The sequence below is a fragment of the Microbacterium sp. gxy059 genome (assembly GCF_050958665.1).
Lineage (GTDB): Bacteria > Actinomycetota > Actinomycetes > Actinomycetales > Microbacteriaceae > Microbacterium.
The window spans coordinates 16,130-29,379 of record NZ_JAMXWT010000002.1 but is presented as its reverse complement, the minus strand read 5'-3'; the positions used below and the strand labels follow the sequence as shown (position 1 = coordinate 29,379).

Below are 13,250 nucleotides of genomic sequence, written 5' to 3'. Positions count from 1 at the left end.
CTCGCGCTCAGTCTCCCCCGCTCCGGAACGAGGCGTTCGAGGATCTTCTGGGCGCGGGTCACGATCCCCGTCTGCCGTGCGCGAGGTCCCGGGAGCGGATCCGGGAATGCGGCGGCCGCGCGCACGGTTCTCCCCCGATGTGAAGATCGACATCTGGTCCGACATCGCCTGCCCCTGGTGCTACATCGGCAAGCGCCGCTTCGAGCGCGCCCTCGCCGCGTTCCCGCACCGCGACGAGGTGGAGGTCGTCTGGCACTCGTATCAGCTGGATCCCTCGCTGCCCGAGCGCTACGACGGGACCGAGGCGCAGTATCTCTCGTCGCGCAAGGGCCTGCCGGAGGATCAGGTGCGCGGCATGTTCGCCCACGTGGCCGAGCAGGCGTCAGGCGAGGGCCTCGCCTACGATTTCGACGCCCTCGTCGTCGCGAACTCGCTGCGCGGGCACCAGCTGCTGCACCTCGCGAAGGAGCACGGCTCCGCCGACGCCGTGAAGGAGGCGCTCCTGAGCGCGCACTTCGAGAGGGGCGCCGAAATCGGGTCCGCGGACGAGCTCGTGCGGATCGGCGTCGAAGCGGGCCTCGACGAGCAGGAGATCCGCGACGAGCTCGACAGCGGCTCCCGGATCCCCGCCGTGCGCGCGGACGTCGCGCAGGCCGCCTCGCTGGGGATCAGCGCCGTGCCCACCTTCGTCATCGACATGGCCTACGCCGTCTCGGGAGCGCAGCCGACCGAGGTGTTCGCCGGCGCGCTGTCGCAGGCCTGGCAGGCGTCGCACCCCTCGCTCACGACGCTCGCCGATGGCGACGCCTGCGGGCCGGACGGGTGCGCGGTCTGATCCCCGCTCAGAGGGAGCGATTCAGCCCCGTCTGACCCGCGGCGTAGCCGTGGCGCTCGTAGAACGCGCGGGAGCGCTCGTGGCGCGCGTCGACGGCGACCTGCGCGAGCTCGGCGCCGTGTCGCCTCCCGTGCTCGTGCGCCCAGTCGAGCATCGCGGCGCCGAGCCCCCGCGACCGCTCGGCCTCGGCGACGCGGAACCCCTCGAGCTGCAGCCGCGTGACGCCGCCGCGCGCGAGCGCCGGGAGCACAGACAGCTGCATCGTTCCGACGACCCGATCCGCCTCGTCGCGGACCGCCGCGAGGAAGTGCGAGCTCTCCCGGGACACCAGGTCGTACGCGCGCTCGTACCGCTCGATCTCGTCGCTCTCCGCTGGCCCGGCGATCTCGTCGCCGGAGAGCAGCGCCATGATGTCGCCCACGTCGCCTCGCGTCGCGCGTTCGACGCGGAAGACGGATCCGTCGACCCGCAGCGTGGTGCTCACGGATCCGCGGGCGGTGCCGCGCAGCTTCCGCACGACCGCGTCGAGCCAGCGGCCGACATGGCGCCTGGCCTCTCGCGTGTCGGGATAGCGGCAGCGGAGATGCAGCCCGGACTCGTCGAGGATGAACCAGAGCATGACGCCGTCGGTGCGGATGGTCGCCCCGACGTACTGCGCGTCGAGGCCCTTCGCGTCGATCCGCACGGGGAGGCGCCGCAGATCCAGCCAGGAGATCGCGAACATCCCCGGCAGCTCGGGCATCCCTCCCCAGGGCCGGAGCACCTCGGCCAGCGGCCACGAGCCGAGCCTCACCGCCTCGCGCACGGCGGCGGCGGACGCGCGCGGATCCGCGTCCGCCGATTCGAGCACCGAGTTCGTGATGAACCAGCCGACGGCATCGTGCCATGCCCCGTCCCAGCGGCTGTGCACGGGGAACACCGCCCGGAGCGGCTGGTCGGCGACCTCGCGCGTGACGGCCGTCATCACCGACACCGCCAGCGACAGCGTGGAGACGCCCTCCTCACGCGCCTGGGCGGCGAAGGCCGCGCTGTCGTCGAGGTCGAGCACGTCGCGCACCTCGACGCGCTCGGGGTGCGGGCCGTCGCCGCCGAGGGACAGCGGGAAGCGCGGCATCGCCCCGCCCGCGGCCTCCAGCACCTCCGACCATCTCGCGCGCACGTCGTCCGGGACGTCGACGCGCTCGCCCAGCTCACGGGTGTGGTCGGAGAAGTCGGGGGCGACCGGCATCCGCGGATCCTCCCCCGCCTCCGCCGCGGCGAGCGCGCGCAGCAGGTCGCGCGCGAGCACGAGCATCGACCACATGTCGACGTGCGCGTGATCGGCGCCGATCACGATGGTCGTCTCCTCGTCCGTCTCGAGAGCGCAGAGGCGATGGGAGGGCGCCGCGTAGGGGGTGCAGGCGCGGTCGAGCACGTCGCGCAGCGCGTCGGTCGTCGACTGGCCGGGCCCGATCGGATGCTCGGTCCACCGCCCGGGAGCGAGGTCGAGGGCGCGCTGGATCGGCCCGTGCTCACCGGGGTCGAAGGCCGCGCGCATCGTGCCGTGCCGGGCGATGACCGCGAGCCAGGCGGCTTCGAGCGCCTCTCGGGACACGGATCCGCCGAGGCGGAACGAGAGCGCCATCCACGATCCGTCCCGCGCTCCCGCGGCCACGTGACGACGCTGGTCGAAGGAGACCGGGAGCTCCGAGCCGCGACCGCGCAGGGAGACGTCGTACCCGACGAGCCGGCCGAAGGGGAGGCGGAGGTGCGCGATGTTCGTGAGGCGCATGGCGGTACCTTATCCTTCTGCTCATCGCCGTCGTCAGGAGCGCTCGTGTCCGCATTCTCCGTCCCGGGAGCAGAGCTCGACTTCGAGCTGAGCGATGAGGGCGGGCATCCCGTCGTCCAGCTGCACGGTCTCACGTCCAGCAGGCGGAGGGATCGCCTCCTCGATCTGGATCTCGGCCGGGGCCTGAGCGGCACGCGTCTCCTGCGATACGACGCCAGAGGCCACGGGCGCTCGTCGGGGCGCGCCGCACCGGACGACTACCGCTGGCCGGTGCTCGCCGACGATCTGCTCCGCCTCCTCGACGCCGTCTTCCCCGACGAGGCGGTGCACGGCGTCGGCCCGTCGATGGGGGCCGCGACCCTCCTGCACGCCGCCGCGCGCGCACCGGGTCGGTTCAGCGGGTTCACGCTCATGCTGCCGCCGACCGCCTGGAGCAGCCGCGCGGCCCGCGCGGGAGGCTACCGGGAGGCGGCCGACCTCGTCGAGCGCTCGGGACTCGAGGCGTTCGTCGCGATGAGCCGCGAGGAGGAGGCTCCTCCCGCGACCGTCGGGCGCCCTGAGACGCGCCCGGAGGTCTCCGCGCGACTGCTCCCCTCGGTGCTCCGAGGAGCGGCAGGAAGCGATCTCCCGTCGCTCGCGGAGATCTCGCGCATCGCGGTGCCCGTCACGATCCTCGCCTGGGTCGGGGATCCCGGTCACCCGCTCTCGACCGCCGAGGCGCTCGCGGGCGCCCTCCCGCAGGCGCGCCTGAGAGTGGCTCGCACGCCCGACGAGGTGAGGGGCTGGCCCTCGATCCTCCGAGGCGACGTCCCCGCACCCGCCGTGTGAGCGCACGGCGGCGCGGCTCACCCGTGCCCGTCGTGCTCGCCTGGCCCGCCCTCGACGGCGGACGAACCGGGTTCGACGACGACGAACTGCCCCATGAGCCCCTCGTCCTCGTGCTGGAGGAGGTGGCAGTGGTACATGTACGGCGCGTCGGGGTCCGCCTCGCCGTCGAAGCGCATGATGAGCCGATAGGCGCGGAACGCCTCGAGGTAGATCGTGTCCTTCCTCCCCGCCAGCTCGGCGGGAGGCGGATCCCCGTCGATGGACAGCACCTCGAACTGCACGTCGTGGACGTGGAAGTTGTGGGGCGACATCTCGCCGTTGCGCACGGTCCAGATCTCCGTCGCCCCGGCGCTCACCGTCTCGTCGATGCGGGTCATGTCCATCTCCCGCCCGTTGATCCGCCGCCCCTCCAGCTCGAACTCCCGGTGGGCCGACGCGGCCGCCTCGTCGAGCGGCCGCCGCTCGGGCGCGTCCCACGACGGCTCCGGCAGAGAGCGGAGGTCGTCGTCCGCCCGCAGCTCGAGGACGTCGAAGCCGTCGTTCTCCCCCGCGGCGAACCCCGCCGCGATCCGCCCGAGATCCGGCGGGGTCGAGCGCAGCATGGCGCGCTCCCCCGGCCGCATCCCGACGACGATCTCCGCGCGCTCGCCCGGGCTCAGCCGCACGCTCCCGGTGCGGACCGGCTCGGGCAGGAGGCCGCCGTCGGTCGCGACGAGATCCACCTCCCGATCCGCGAAGCCCAGGTCGTACACGCGGGCGGTGGAGCCGTTCAGCAGGCGCAGACGCACCCGGTCGGAGCTCACCCGGTGGAAGGCGCCGACCACGCCGTTCGTCATGATCGTGCCGCCCAGCAGCCCCACCTCGCCGCCTCCCCCGTCGAGGCCGTCGACGCGCAGCTCCCCCGTCTCGACGTCGAGGTCGCGATCCTGGATGACGACGGGCACGTCGTCCGCGCCGTACTCGGACGGCAGCTCCGCGGCGAGCGACTCCTCGTCGTCGAGGAGAAAGAGGCCCGCGAGGCCGGCGTGCACCTGGTTCTCGGTCTCGCCGTGCGGGTGAGGGTGGTACCAGAGCGTCGCCGCCGGCTGGTCGATCGTCCAGGAGGCCTCCCAGGTCTCCCCCGGCGCGATCGGCTGATGGGGGCCTCCGTCCATCGCCGCCGGCAGGTGCATCCCGTGCCAGTGGACGGTCGTCTCGTCCGTCAGCTCGTTGGAGACCCGCACGGCGATCCGCTCTCCGCGCGCGGCGCGCAGGGTGGGGCCGAGGAAGCCCCCGTCGTACCCGCGCGTCGCGGTCGCGGGGAGCCCCGAGAACGAGGTGCGCCCCTCCTCGGCCGCGAGGTCGAACACCCGCACGCCGTCCTCGATCCTCGACTCGGCGAGCGGAGGGATCGCGAGGGGCTCGTCGAAGTCGACGGCCTCGACCGAGGAGGTGCTCGGCAGGAGGCCGCATCCGGCGAGCGCCAGGGCGAGGGCCCCCGCGAGAGCGGCTCCCGCCGCGCGACGAGGGATCATCGCCGCATCATCGCCTGCACGCCCCAGGCCGCGAGACCCGCGAGGGCGCCGAGCGCGGCGGTCGCGACGACCGTGTACCAGGCGAGCAGCGCGAGCGGGCTCGCGATCACCGCGATCGCGACGAGGTAGATCACGCCGTACGCGGCGCCGGTCGTCGTCAGGGTCAGAACGGGGCGCGGGATCCTGCCGAGCCCGACGACGCCGATCCAGACGAGGAGCGTCACCGCGATGACGGCGACTGCGCGGCCGACGCCGCCGGCGCCGAGCACTCCCGTCAGCGGCCAGAGGAGCGCGAGCGCGGCGAGGCCGACGACGAGCGGCCAGCTCAGGCGCGGCGAGGGGGCGGGAACGGTGTGCGGGTGCTCTTCTGTCATGGCTCCGATGCTCCCGGGCCGAGCCCCGGGCGGCATCGGCGCGGGGGCGACTCCCGGGTCGTCCCGAGCCGACAGCGGATGTCGCCCGCAGACGACATCGCGCGGCCGGGCGAGTCCGTACGCTGGCTCCCATGGACGCCGCCTCCCGGTCCCCGAGCGGCCCGCCCCTCCTCGTCGACATCGTGCTGGCGGGGGCGATGGCGCTCGTCGTCGCGCTCGTCGTCGCCGCCTCCGCGTCCCCGTCCGGCCCGCCCTCGCCCCTGGTCTACGGCTTCGCGGCGCTGTTCGGGGCGCTGCTCCTCCTCCGCCGGCGCCTACCGCGCACGATGCTGGCCGTCACCGTGCTGGCGGTCTTCGCCTACTACACCCTCGATCTCGCCCCGATCGGCATCGCCCTTCCCGCCGCGGCCGCGCTCTTCGCCTGCGCCGAGGCGGGCCGCACCGGGTTCGCCGCCGCGTCGGGGGTCGTGCTCGTCGGCACGGCGGCGTTCTTCCTCGTGCGCGACGGCGAGCCGACGACCTACCTCATCGGATCGGACCTGCTGACGAACCTCGCTCTCGTCGCCGCGGCGATCGCCTGCGGCGTCGCCGTGCGCCGCACGCGAGAGGCGCGTGCGCAGGCCGCGCGCATCCGCTCCCTCACGGAATCCGAGCGGGCGCACGCGATCCGTCGCGCCCGGCAGGACGAGCGCGTCCGCATCGCCCGGGAGCTGCACGACACCGTCGGCCACGCCCTCTCGATCGTGTCGGTGCACGCCGCCGTGGCGAGCGAGGCGATCGGAGGCGACGAGGCGACGACGGCGACCGCCGTCGGACGCATCCGCGAGACGGCGACGCGCTCGCTGCAGGAGCTCCGCGCGACCGTCCGGATCCTGCGCACGGAGGACGAGCCGACGCCCCGCGCCTCGGGTCTCTCCGACATGGAGGGCCTCGCGCGGACCGCGCGGGACGCCGGCCTGGAGGTGGCCCTCTCGTGCGAGGTGGAGCAGAAGGAGGTCGACGCGGCGGTCGCGGCCGCCGCGTTCCGGGTGGTGCAGGAGTCGCTGACGAACGTCCTGCGGCACGCCCGCGCGACCCGCGTGGAGATCGCTCTGCGCCGGGAGGGCGCGCGACTCGTCGTGCGCATCGCCGACGACGGAGTCGGACGGGGAGCGGGCGACGACGGATCGGGGATCACCGGGATGCGCGAGCGGGTCCGTCTGCTCGGAGGCTCCCTCGCCGCGCACGACGGGCGCTTCGGGGGCTTCCTCGTGGAGGCGACGCTGCCTGCGAGGCTGGCGCCATGATCCGCGTCGTGCTCGTCGACGATCAGGAGCTCGTGCGCTCGGGGCTGCGCGCCCTCGCCGAACGGGACGGCGACATCGAGATCGTCGCGGAGGGGGCGACGGGGCGCGAGGGCCTCGAGCGGACGCGCGCTCACCGTCCCGACGTGGTGCTCATGGACATCCGCATGCCCGAGATGGACGGGCTCGAGGCGACCCGCGAGATCGTGGGCGACTCCGGGCTCGCCGCGGTGCGGGTCGTCGTGCTCACGACCTTCGACGAGGACGAGCACGTGTTCGCGTCGATCCGCGCGGGCGCCGCGGGCTACCTCCTCAAGGACATCGCCCCGGACGAGCTGCGGCGGGCGATCCGGATCGCGGCCGCCGGCGATGCCCTCCTCTCGCCGCAGGTCACCGCCCGCGTGATGCGCGCCGCGGCCGGCGGCGGCGCCGATCCGGCCCCGGTGTCGGGGCTCACGCCTCGCGAACGGGAGTTCCTCGCCCTCGTGGGGCGCGGTCTGACGAACGCCGAGATCGCGCAGCGGCTGTTCCTCAGCCCGGCGACGGCGCGGACCTACGTCAGCCGCCTGCTCGCGAAGCTGCAGGCGCGCGATCGCGCCGCGCTCATCGTGCTCGCCTACGAATCGGGCCTCGTCCGGCCGGGCGAGTGAGCGGAGCCGAGCCCGGCGCTCGACGCGTGCGGATCCCGCAGCCGCTCACACGGCGCGCTCGCGCGGGGCGGCTCCGGCGAGCGCCTCCGCGAGCCAGCGGTTGCGGCGCGCGATGAGGCCGTTCATGTACCGCGCCAGCACGACGCGATCGACGAGGCGCCCGAGCGGCCCGAACGGCGAGGCGTACTCGATGTGGTCGATCATGCGCGTCCCGTCGGCCGTCGCCTGGAAGAGGTGCTCGTGCCACCAGCGGCCGAACGGTCCGGCGATCTGCTCGTCGACGAAACGGAGCGGCGGCTCGCAGGCGGTGATGCGCGAGGTCATCCGGAACCGCACCCCGAAGTGGCGCGCGCTCCAGGTGACCGTCTCCCCCAGCGCCATCTCGCCGGCCGTGACCCCGGCGACGGCGCGCTCGTCGGTGCCCGCCATGGATGCGCTGTGCGCGTCCACCGAGAGGCTCAGCGCGAAGCACGCCTCCGGCGGCGCGGCGATCGAGGTGACGAGGACGAGCGAGGGCATCCCGCGATGCTACACTCGTCGGGCTCAGGCGCCGTCGTGCTCGGCGCGGAACACGTGCACGAGCGCGTTCGCGTGACCGTGCCCCATGCCCTGCTCCTTGAGGAAGGCGACCTGCTGCATGTGCGGCGAGCCGGCGTGCGGCCGCAGCTCGGCGATCCATTCGTCGATCGAGCGCCCGTACTTCGCCTCGATCGACGGGAAGTAGGACTTCGGCCCCTTCTGCGTGTCGGCCATGTCGGACTCTCCCTCTCGAGGCGAACGCTTCCGTCGCCGAGTATGGCGCAGCGGGGGCGACGGCACCAGGGCTCGTCGCCGTCCGGGCCGGGGAGGGACGAGAACGCACCCGCCCCTCCCCTCGCTCAGCGCTCCCAGGGACCCCCGTCGGAGGCGCCGGGCTCGTCGCCGCGCGTCCACCATCGTGCGGTGAACACCTCGCCGCCGTGCGTCACCCGGTCGCCGGCGGTGTAGATCGCATCGGGGAACCACGTCGAGATCTCGCCGTCGGCGTCGCCGCACTCCGATGCGGTCTGCCAGGCGCCGTGGACGCTCGCTCCCGGCTCTTCGCCGCGGGTCCACCAGGAGGCCGTGAAGACCCTGCCGTCGAGGAATACCGTGTCGCCGGCGGAGTACGTCGTCTGCGCGTTCCACGGGCCGTCCGCGTCGCACGTCGTCGGCTCCGTCCCCGCGATCGGCCCGGGCTCCGCCTGGCGGAGCGCCTCCGCCCCGGCGGCGGGCAGGTCGGCATCGACGTCGTGCGCGAGCTCCCAGTAGTCGACGCCGCCGAGCCCGAGGCTCAGCGCCCAGCGGGTCTTCTCCGCGACGGCCACGGGATCGTCGAACGTCCACCATTCGCGCGCCTCGGCGTCGTAGCCGTACGTCGCGTCGAAGCTGCCGTCGACCTGGGCGTGGCGGATGTCGAGGCCGCGGGTCTTCAGCTGATCCCAGCTGAGCACCGCCGTGCCGTCCTCCTGCCAGGCGGGGCTCTCCGCCTCTCCCCACGCTTCCTCGCCTGCGCCCTGCCAGCCGTAGCCGTATGACGCGAAGCCCAGGTTCAGCTTCGCCGGGTCGATGCCGGCGTCGGTGTAGCTGGCGACGACCGTGTCGAGGCCGAGACCCCAGTTGTGCGCGGGATCTCCGTGCACGTTGCCCTGATGCCCGGTGGTCTCGCCCCACGGCCCCCAGAGGTCGTACCCCTGCAGGTTGCCGAAGTCGAGGTACTGGAAGAGCTCGGGGTCGTTCCAGCCGCCCGCCTCGATGACGGCGGGGCTCGCGGGCAGGAACGCGGAGATCTCGTAGTGCTCGCCCGTCTCGGCGCCGAGCTCGTCGAGCGCCCCGCGCAGCTCTTCCATGAACGCCAGGAAGTTGGCGCGGTCGTTCTCCTCGTCGATGCTGTTGCCGACCTCCTGGGCCCAGTCGGGCGCTCCCGGCCACTCCCAGTCGATGTCGAAGCCGTCGAAGATGCCCGCGGCGGCGCCCTCGCCTCCGCGGCCGTCGATCTCGGGCAGGTCGCCCCGGATCCAGAGGTCGACGCACGACTCGACGAGCGCGTCGCGGCGCTCGGGCGTCGCGACCGCGTCGGAGAACGACTTCGACCACGCCCATCCGCCGAGCGAGACGTGCACCTTCAGGTCGGGGTGGAGGCGCTTCACCTGCCGCAGCTGGTTGAGGTTGCCGGCGAGGCGCTGGTCGGCGCTGTCGGCGACGCCCAGCACCGACTGCTCCGCCGGGAACAGGTGCAGGAAGTCGCTCTCGGCGTCGCCGGCCGTGTCGGTCTCGCCCGCCGCGGCGTCATCGTCGTCCGAGAGGAAGCAGGTGTACGGCTCGACGCCGCCGAGACCCCGCACGCCGTCCTCTCGCGCCTCGTCGATCGCCTCCTGCGATCCGGCGATGTTGCCGAACGAGTAGTTGAGGTGCGTGAGGTCGCGCCCGGCGTCGGCGTCGACGAAGAGCTTCTTGAGCGTGGCCTCGCGGTCGGCGAGCGCCTGCCACTGGCCGTAGTAGCCGACGTTCCGGTATCCGTTGACGGTGGTCGTCTCGTGGGCGGCGGGCTCATCGGGCGGCGCGGCCGCGGCGGGGGCCGCGACGGCCGTCGCGGCGAGCGCGAGGGCCGCGACCGCGGCGAGAGCAGGGGTTCGTGAGGACAACGCGAGCTCCTTCGATCGGTTGAGCGCCGCGGCCTCATCGCCGCGACGACGGAATTAGTTAGGTTTCCTACCTAATTCCCGGGCATAAATCTAGCAGTCGGCGTCGAGGGGCGGCAACGGGTCTCGCGCGTCTCCTGCGGGGGCGGAGCGCGCGCCGTAGAGTTCTCGCATCCCTCGATCCGCCCTTGACTCTCACACGGGGTCAGACCCTGGAATGGCAGGACCATGTTGAGCATCGGAGACTTCGCCCGCCTGGCCGGTGTGTCGGTGCGCATGCTGCGGCACTACGACCAGCTCGGGCTCCTGACGCCCGCGCAGGTGGATCCGTTCACCGGATACCGCCGGTACGACGCCGATCAGCTGCCCCGCGCCAACCGGCTCGTCGCTCTGAAGGATCTCGGCTTCCTCCTCGAGGACGTCGGGACGCTGCTGGACGCCGAGGATGCCGACGCGCGCGTCGCGACGCTGCTGCGGCAGCGACGAGACGAGCTCGCGGAGCAGATCACCGCGGACCGCACGCGCCTGCATCTCGTCGAGGCGAGGCTCCGATCGATCGAGAAGGAGAGAACCATGTCCGATTCCACCGCTTTCGAGGTGCAGCAGCTGCCTGCCCTCCGCCTGGTGCAGCTGTCGGTGCGCATCGCCGAGATGAGCCAGGTCGAGGCCGAGATCGGCCCGATGTTCGAGCGGGTGAACGCGGCGATCGCCGCCGCGGGTTCCGCGCACACCGGGCCGGGGGTCGCCCACTACACGGGCGACGACGAGGGGATGATCGCCGCGGCCGCGGAGCAGATCGCGGGCGACGACGTGCCCTCAGGTCTCGAGGCTCAGACGCTGGACGCGGTGCCGCGCGCCCTCGTCACGACCTACGCGGCGCCCGACCTGCTGGGCATCCAGGCCGCCTGGCAGGGGCTCGTGGCGGAGGTGCAGCATCGGGGCCTCACGCCCGTCGGCACCTGCCGCGAGGTGTACCTGCGTACGCCGTACGACGCGGACGACGTCGACGACTGGGTGATCGCGCTGCAGCAGCCCGTCGCCTGATCGCCTGCGCGGAGCCCGGCCTCGGGCTCCGCGCGGCGACCGCGGCGGCACGAGGGATCGCGTCACTCGAACGGCCGCAGGCAGAACCGGATGCCGGTGTCCGCCAGCCGGAATCGCTCGTCGGACTCGATGCGGGCGGCGAGGCCCTCCGTGATCCGCCAGTTCCGTCCGTCGAACCAGAACACTCCGGTGGCGAAGGCCATGGGCGTCGGCGACATCTCGGTCCGGAGGAGCGGGTACTCGGGCTCGCGGCCGATGGCGAGCGGCCGCAGGTCGTCGGGGAGCCCGCGGTAGTGCTCGCGCTGTCGTTCCTGGGCCTCGAAGGCGCTCAGGGGCGAGTCGTGATCGATCGTGAGCACGAGGATCCGATCGTCGTCACCGAAGAACCATGCGGCGGCTGCGCCTCCGCCGTTGGACCAGCAGAGCCGCGTCCAGGTGCCGATCTCGACCGGCTCGTGCTCCGACGCCTGCGAGACGGCTTCCGCTCAGCGCCGCAGCGTCGCCACGGGCGTCGCGCCGAATCGCTCGTCGAGCTGCTCGATCACCGGCATCGCTGGTCCCCCTCGGTGGTGGTCCGTGCGGTCGGGCATCAGCCTAGGCGGAACGGCCGTCCGGCGCTCCCGCACGGGATGCGGGGCGCCGGATGGGCAGGGCTCGTCTCAGGCGCGCTCGACGGGCATCCAGAGCTCGCAGGTCGCCGTGCGGAAGTCCGGCGTGTGCTCGAGGATCGAGACGATCGACGGACCGGGGCGCAGACGCCACGGGTTGGAGGGGAACCACTCCGTCGCGGAGACCGCGTATGCCGCCTGCAGCGCATCGGGATGCGCGCCGGAGGTGCGGAAGACCACCCAGGGCCCGGCTTCGACCTCGATCACGTCGAGCCCGTCGGGCACCGTCGCGTCCGAGTCGACGGAGACGCCGTGCAGGTAGGTCAGGTCGCTCCCCTCCGGGTCGTCCGGTTCGATGTCGGCGCTCACCGAGAGGATTCCCGCGGGCTCGGCGCTCGACAGCTCCGTGAGCCGGATGTTCTGCTCGGCCGAGATCGATCGCACGTGCTCGTGGATATGCGGGTTGACCCCCTCGTGGATCAGCGGCACGCGGAGGGCGTATCCGACGAGGCGGAGGACGGGGCGTTCGGTGATTCGGGCATCCATGGGGGTGCTCCCTTCGACGGTCAGACGGAACCTGATCTGCTGCTGGCTGCGAAGGGGGCCGCCGTCACGGCGCACGTCGGAGTGGCTCGCGCCGTGGACCGATCGGAACGCGCGCCCGAACGCCTCGACGGATCCGTACCCGTGGCGGATCGCGATGGAGAGCAGGTCCTCGTCGCCGATCACGTCCGCGGCCGCGACGGTCATCCGCCGGCGGCGCACGTATTCGGAGACGGGCATCCCCGCCAGGGACGAGAACATCCGGCGCAGGTGGTATCCCGTCGTCCCCCTCTCGGCGGCGAGCGCGTCGATATCCACGCCCTCGCCGAGATGGGCGTCGATCTCGTCGACGAGCCTGTTGAGGTCCTCGATCACGGTGTGGCTCCCTTCGCCTTCGACTCTCCGCCAGGGGCGGCACGCCCCGCCCGATTCTCCCGGTCCGATCGGGTCGGGTGGGCGGCGCGGGTCAGGAGTCCATGCGATACTCCGCGACCTGCCGCAGTCGGAGGATCTCTCGGGTGAGGTCCGCGCGCAGTCGGTCGTGTGCGGGACCGAGGCGGTGCCGTTCGTCCGTCCAGTGATCCGGCGAGTACATCCAGACGGGCTTCGCGACGATCTCACTCGGCTCCCACTCGTAGCGCGGCCAGATATGCGCGTGGAGGAATGCGTCGTGGTTGCCGAGGATCTCGATGTTGATTCGGCGGAATCCCGCGTCGTGCCCGCGGCACACGTCCTCCACCGCCGTCGCGATGAGGTCGACGTCGGCGAGATAGCGGATCCGCTCGGCGCGCGGCAGATCGCTCAGTCGATCGGCCCCCGGGGTCTTGGTCAGGGCGAGCGAGTAACCCGGCAGCCACTGCACGTCGCCGATGACCGCGAATGCCGCATCGAGCTCCGCCAGCACGGTGGGATTCGTGCCCGCGACCGCCGAGCCGACGCGGTCCGCACGCCAGTCGCTCACGGGGCCTCCCCCCTGCGCGGGGTCGCCGCTCTGCGGCTCGGGCGTCACCGCTCGCACCGACACGGGGCGGTCTCCTCCAGCGATTCGATTGCCATGTCCTCCACCGTAGATCGGGCCTCCGACATCGCACGCGCCCGCTTCAGGCGCATCGGGGTGCGCGGCGACCTCGGCCAGCCGGT

At 72.9% G+C, this 13,250-nt stretch carries 14 protein-coding genes; 5 read left to right on the top strand and 9 right to left on the bottom strand.

Going from position 1 to position 13,250, the window contains the following annotated elements:
- The first annotated feature begins 139 nt into the window (after nt 1-139).
- Nucleotides 140-835 carry a DsbA family oxidoreductase gene (locus tag NHL53_RS01640; protein ID WP_433774970.1) on the top strand — a complete coding sequence of 232 codons (696 nt, stop codon included), beginning with the start codon at nt 140-142 and terminating at the stop codon, nt 833-835.
- Nucleotides 836-842: 7 nt separating this feature from the next.
- On the opposite strand, the gene NHL53_RS01635 is transcribed toward NHL53_RS01640, so the two are convergent.
- On the bottom strand, nt 843-2,606 hold the full coding sequence (locus NHL53_RS01635; protein WP_433774502.1) for a GNAT family N-acetyltransferase: 1,764 nt from the start codon (nt 2,604-2,606) through the stop codon (nt 843-845).
- Between the two features lie 45 nt (nt 2,607-2,651).
- Here NHL53_RS01635 and NHL53_RS01630 point away from each other — a divergent pair, with 45 nt between their 5' ends.
- Nucleotides 2,652-3,434 (top strand): alpha/beta fold hydrolase, encoded by a 783-nt coding sequence (locus NHL53_RS01630; RefSeq protein WP_433774500.1) that lies wholly within the window; start codon nt 2,652-2,654, stop codon nt 3,432-3,434.
- A 17-nt stretch (nt 3,435-3,451) separates the two neighbouring features.
- Here NHL53_RS01630 and NHL53_RS01625 read toward each other — a convergent pair whose 3' ends face one another.
- Nucleotides 3,452-4,948, bottom strand: a complete 1,497-nt coding sequence (locus tag NHL53_RS01625; RefSeq protein WP_433774498.1) for a multicopper oxidase family protein — start codon at nt 4,946-4,948, stop codon at nt 3,452-3,454.
- Nucleotides 4,945-5,322 carry a hypothetical protein gene (locus tag NHL53_RS01620; RefSeq protein WP_433774496.1) on the bottom strand — a complete coding sequence of 126 codons (378 nt, stop codon included), beginning with the start codon at nt 5,320-5,322 and terminating at the stop codon, nt 4,945-4,947. Before NHL53_RS01620 ends, NHL53_RS01625 begins: the two co-directional genes overlap by 4 nt.
- A 131-nt stretch (nt 5,323-5,453) precedes the next feature.
- Between NHL53_RS01620 and NHL53_RS01615 the strand changes: the two genes are divergently transcribed.
- The gene (locus NHL53_RS01615; RefSeq protein WP_433774494.1) at nt 5,454-6,608 is read left to right on the top strand and encodes a sensor histidine kinase; all 1,155 of its coding nucleotides are present in this window, start codon (nt 5,454-5,456) and stop codon (nt 6,606-6,608) included.
- Nucleotides 6,605-7,255 carry a response regulator gene (locus NHL53_RS01610; protein WP_433774492.1) on the top strand — a complete coding sequence of 217 codons (651 nt, stop codon included), beginning with the start codon at nt 6,605-6,607 and terminating at the stop codon, nt 7,253-7,255. Before NHL53_RS01615 ends, NHL53_RS01610 begins: the two co-directional genes overlap by 4 nt.
- A gap of 45 nt (nt 7,256-7,300) precedes the next feature.
- Here the strand turns inward: NHL53_RS01610 and NHL53_RS01605 are convergent, their stop codons facing one another.
- From NHL53_RS01605 to NHL53_RS01595, 3 genes are all read right to left on the bottom strand, one after another.
- Nucleotides 7,301-7,774 (bottom strand): SRPBCC family protein, encoded by a 474-nt coding sequence (locus NHL53_RS01605; protein WP_433774490.1) that lies wholly within the window; start codon nt 7,772-7,774, stop codon nt 7,301-7,303.
- Nucleotides 7,775-7,798: 24 nt separating this feature from the next.
- A complete protein-coding gene (locus tag NHL53_RS01600) occupies nt 7,799-8,008 on the bottom strand; it encodes a DUF4287 domain-containing protein (RefSeq protein WP_433774488.1) in 210 nt (69 codons plus the stop codon).
- Between the two features lie 125 nt (nt 8,009-8,133).
- Nucleotides 8,134-9,918, bottom strand: a complete 1,785-nt coding sequence (locus tag NHL53_RS01595; RefSeq protein ID WP_433774486.1) for a glycosyl hydrolase family 18 protein — start codon at nt 9,916-9,918, stop codon at nt 8,134-8,136.
- Between the two features lie 225 nt (nt 9,919-10,143).
- Here NHL53_RS01595 and NHL53_RS01590 point away from each other — a divergent pair, with 225 nt between their 5' ends.
- Entirely contained in the window at nt 10,144-10,959 is an 816-nt protein-coding gene (locus tag NHL53_RS01590) for a MerR family transcriptional regulator (RefSeq protein WP_433774483.1), read from the top strand.
- A gap of 62 nt (nt 10,960-11,021) precedes the next feature.
- Here the strand turns inward: NHL53_RS01590 and NHL53_RS01585 are convergent, their stop codons facing one another.
- From NHL53_RS01585 to NHL53_RS01575, 3 genes are all read right to left on the bottom strand, one after another.
- On the bottom strand, nt 11,022-11,318 hold the full coding sequence (locus NHL53_RS01585) for a hypothetical protein (RefSeq protein WP_433774481.1): 297 nt from the start codon (nt 11,316-11,318) through the stop codon (nt 11,022-11,024).
- Nucleotides 11,319-11,618: 300 nt separating this feature from the next.
- Entirely contained in the window at nt 11,619-12,485 is an 867-nt protein-coding gene (locus tag NHL53_RS01580) for an AraC family transcriptional regulator (RefSeq protein WP_433774479.1), read from the bottom strand.
- A gap of 91 nt (nt 12,486-12,576) precedes the next feature.
- Nucleotides 12,577-13,134 carry an HIT family protein gene (locus tag NHL53_RS01575; protein ID WP_433774477.1) on the bottom strand — a complete coding sequence of 186 codons (558 nt, stop codon included), beginning with the start codon at nt 13,132-13,134 and terminating at the stop codon, nt 12,577-12,579.
- Nucleotides 13,135-13,250 lie beyond the last annotated feature (116 nt).

Excerpts from the sequence above, each read along its gene's own strand:
- NHL53_RS01635 (WP_433774502.1), bottom strand. The coding sequence starts at position 2,606 with ATGCGCCTCACGAACATCGCGCACCTCCGCCTCCCCTTCGGCCGGCTC.
- NHL53_RS01625 (WP_433774498.1), bottom strand. The coding sequence starts at position 4,948 with ATGATCCCTCGTCGCGCGGCGGGAGCCGCTCTCGCGGGGGCCCTCGCC.
- NHL53_RS01620 (WP_433774496.1), bottom strand. The coding sequence starts at position 5,322 with ATGACAGAAGAGCACCCGCACACCGTTCCCGCCCCCTCGCCGCGCCTG.
- NHL53_RS01615 (WP_433774494.1), top strand. The coding sequence starts at position 5,454 with ATGGACGCCGCCTCCCGGTCCCCGAGCGGCCCGCCCCTCCTCGTCGAC.
- NHL53_RS01610 (WP_433774492.1), top strand. The coding sequence starts at position 6,605 with ATGATCCGCGTCGTGCTCGTCGACGATCAGGAGCTCGTGCGCTCGGGG.
- NHL53_RS01605 (WP_433774490.1), bottom strand. The coding sequence starts at position 7,774 with ATGCCCTCGCTCGTCCTCGTCACCTCGATCGCCGCGCCGCCGGAGGCG.
- NHL53_RS01600 (WP_433774488.1), bottom strand. The coding sequence starts at position 8,008 with ATGGCCGACACGCAGAAGGGGCCGAAGTCCTACTTCCCGTCGATCGAG.
- NHL53_RS01590 (WP_433774483.1), top strand. The coding sequence starts at position 10,144 with ATGTTGAGCATCGGAGACTTCGCCCGCCTGGCCGGTGTGTCGGTGCGC.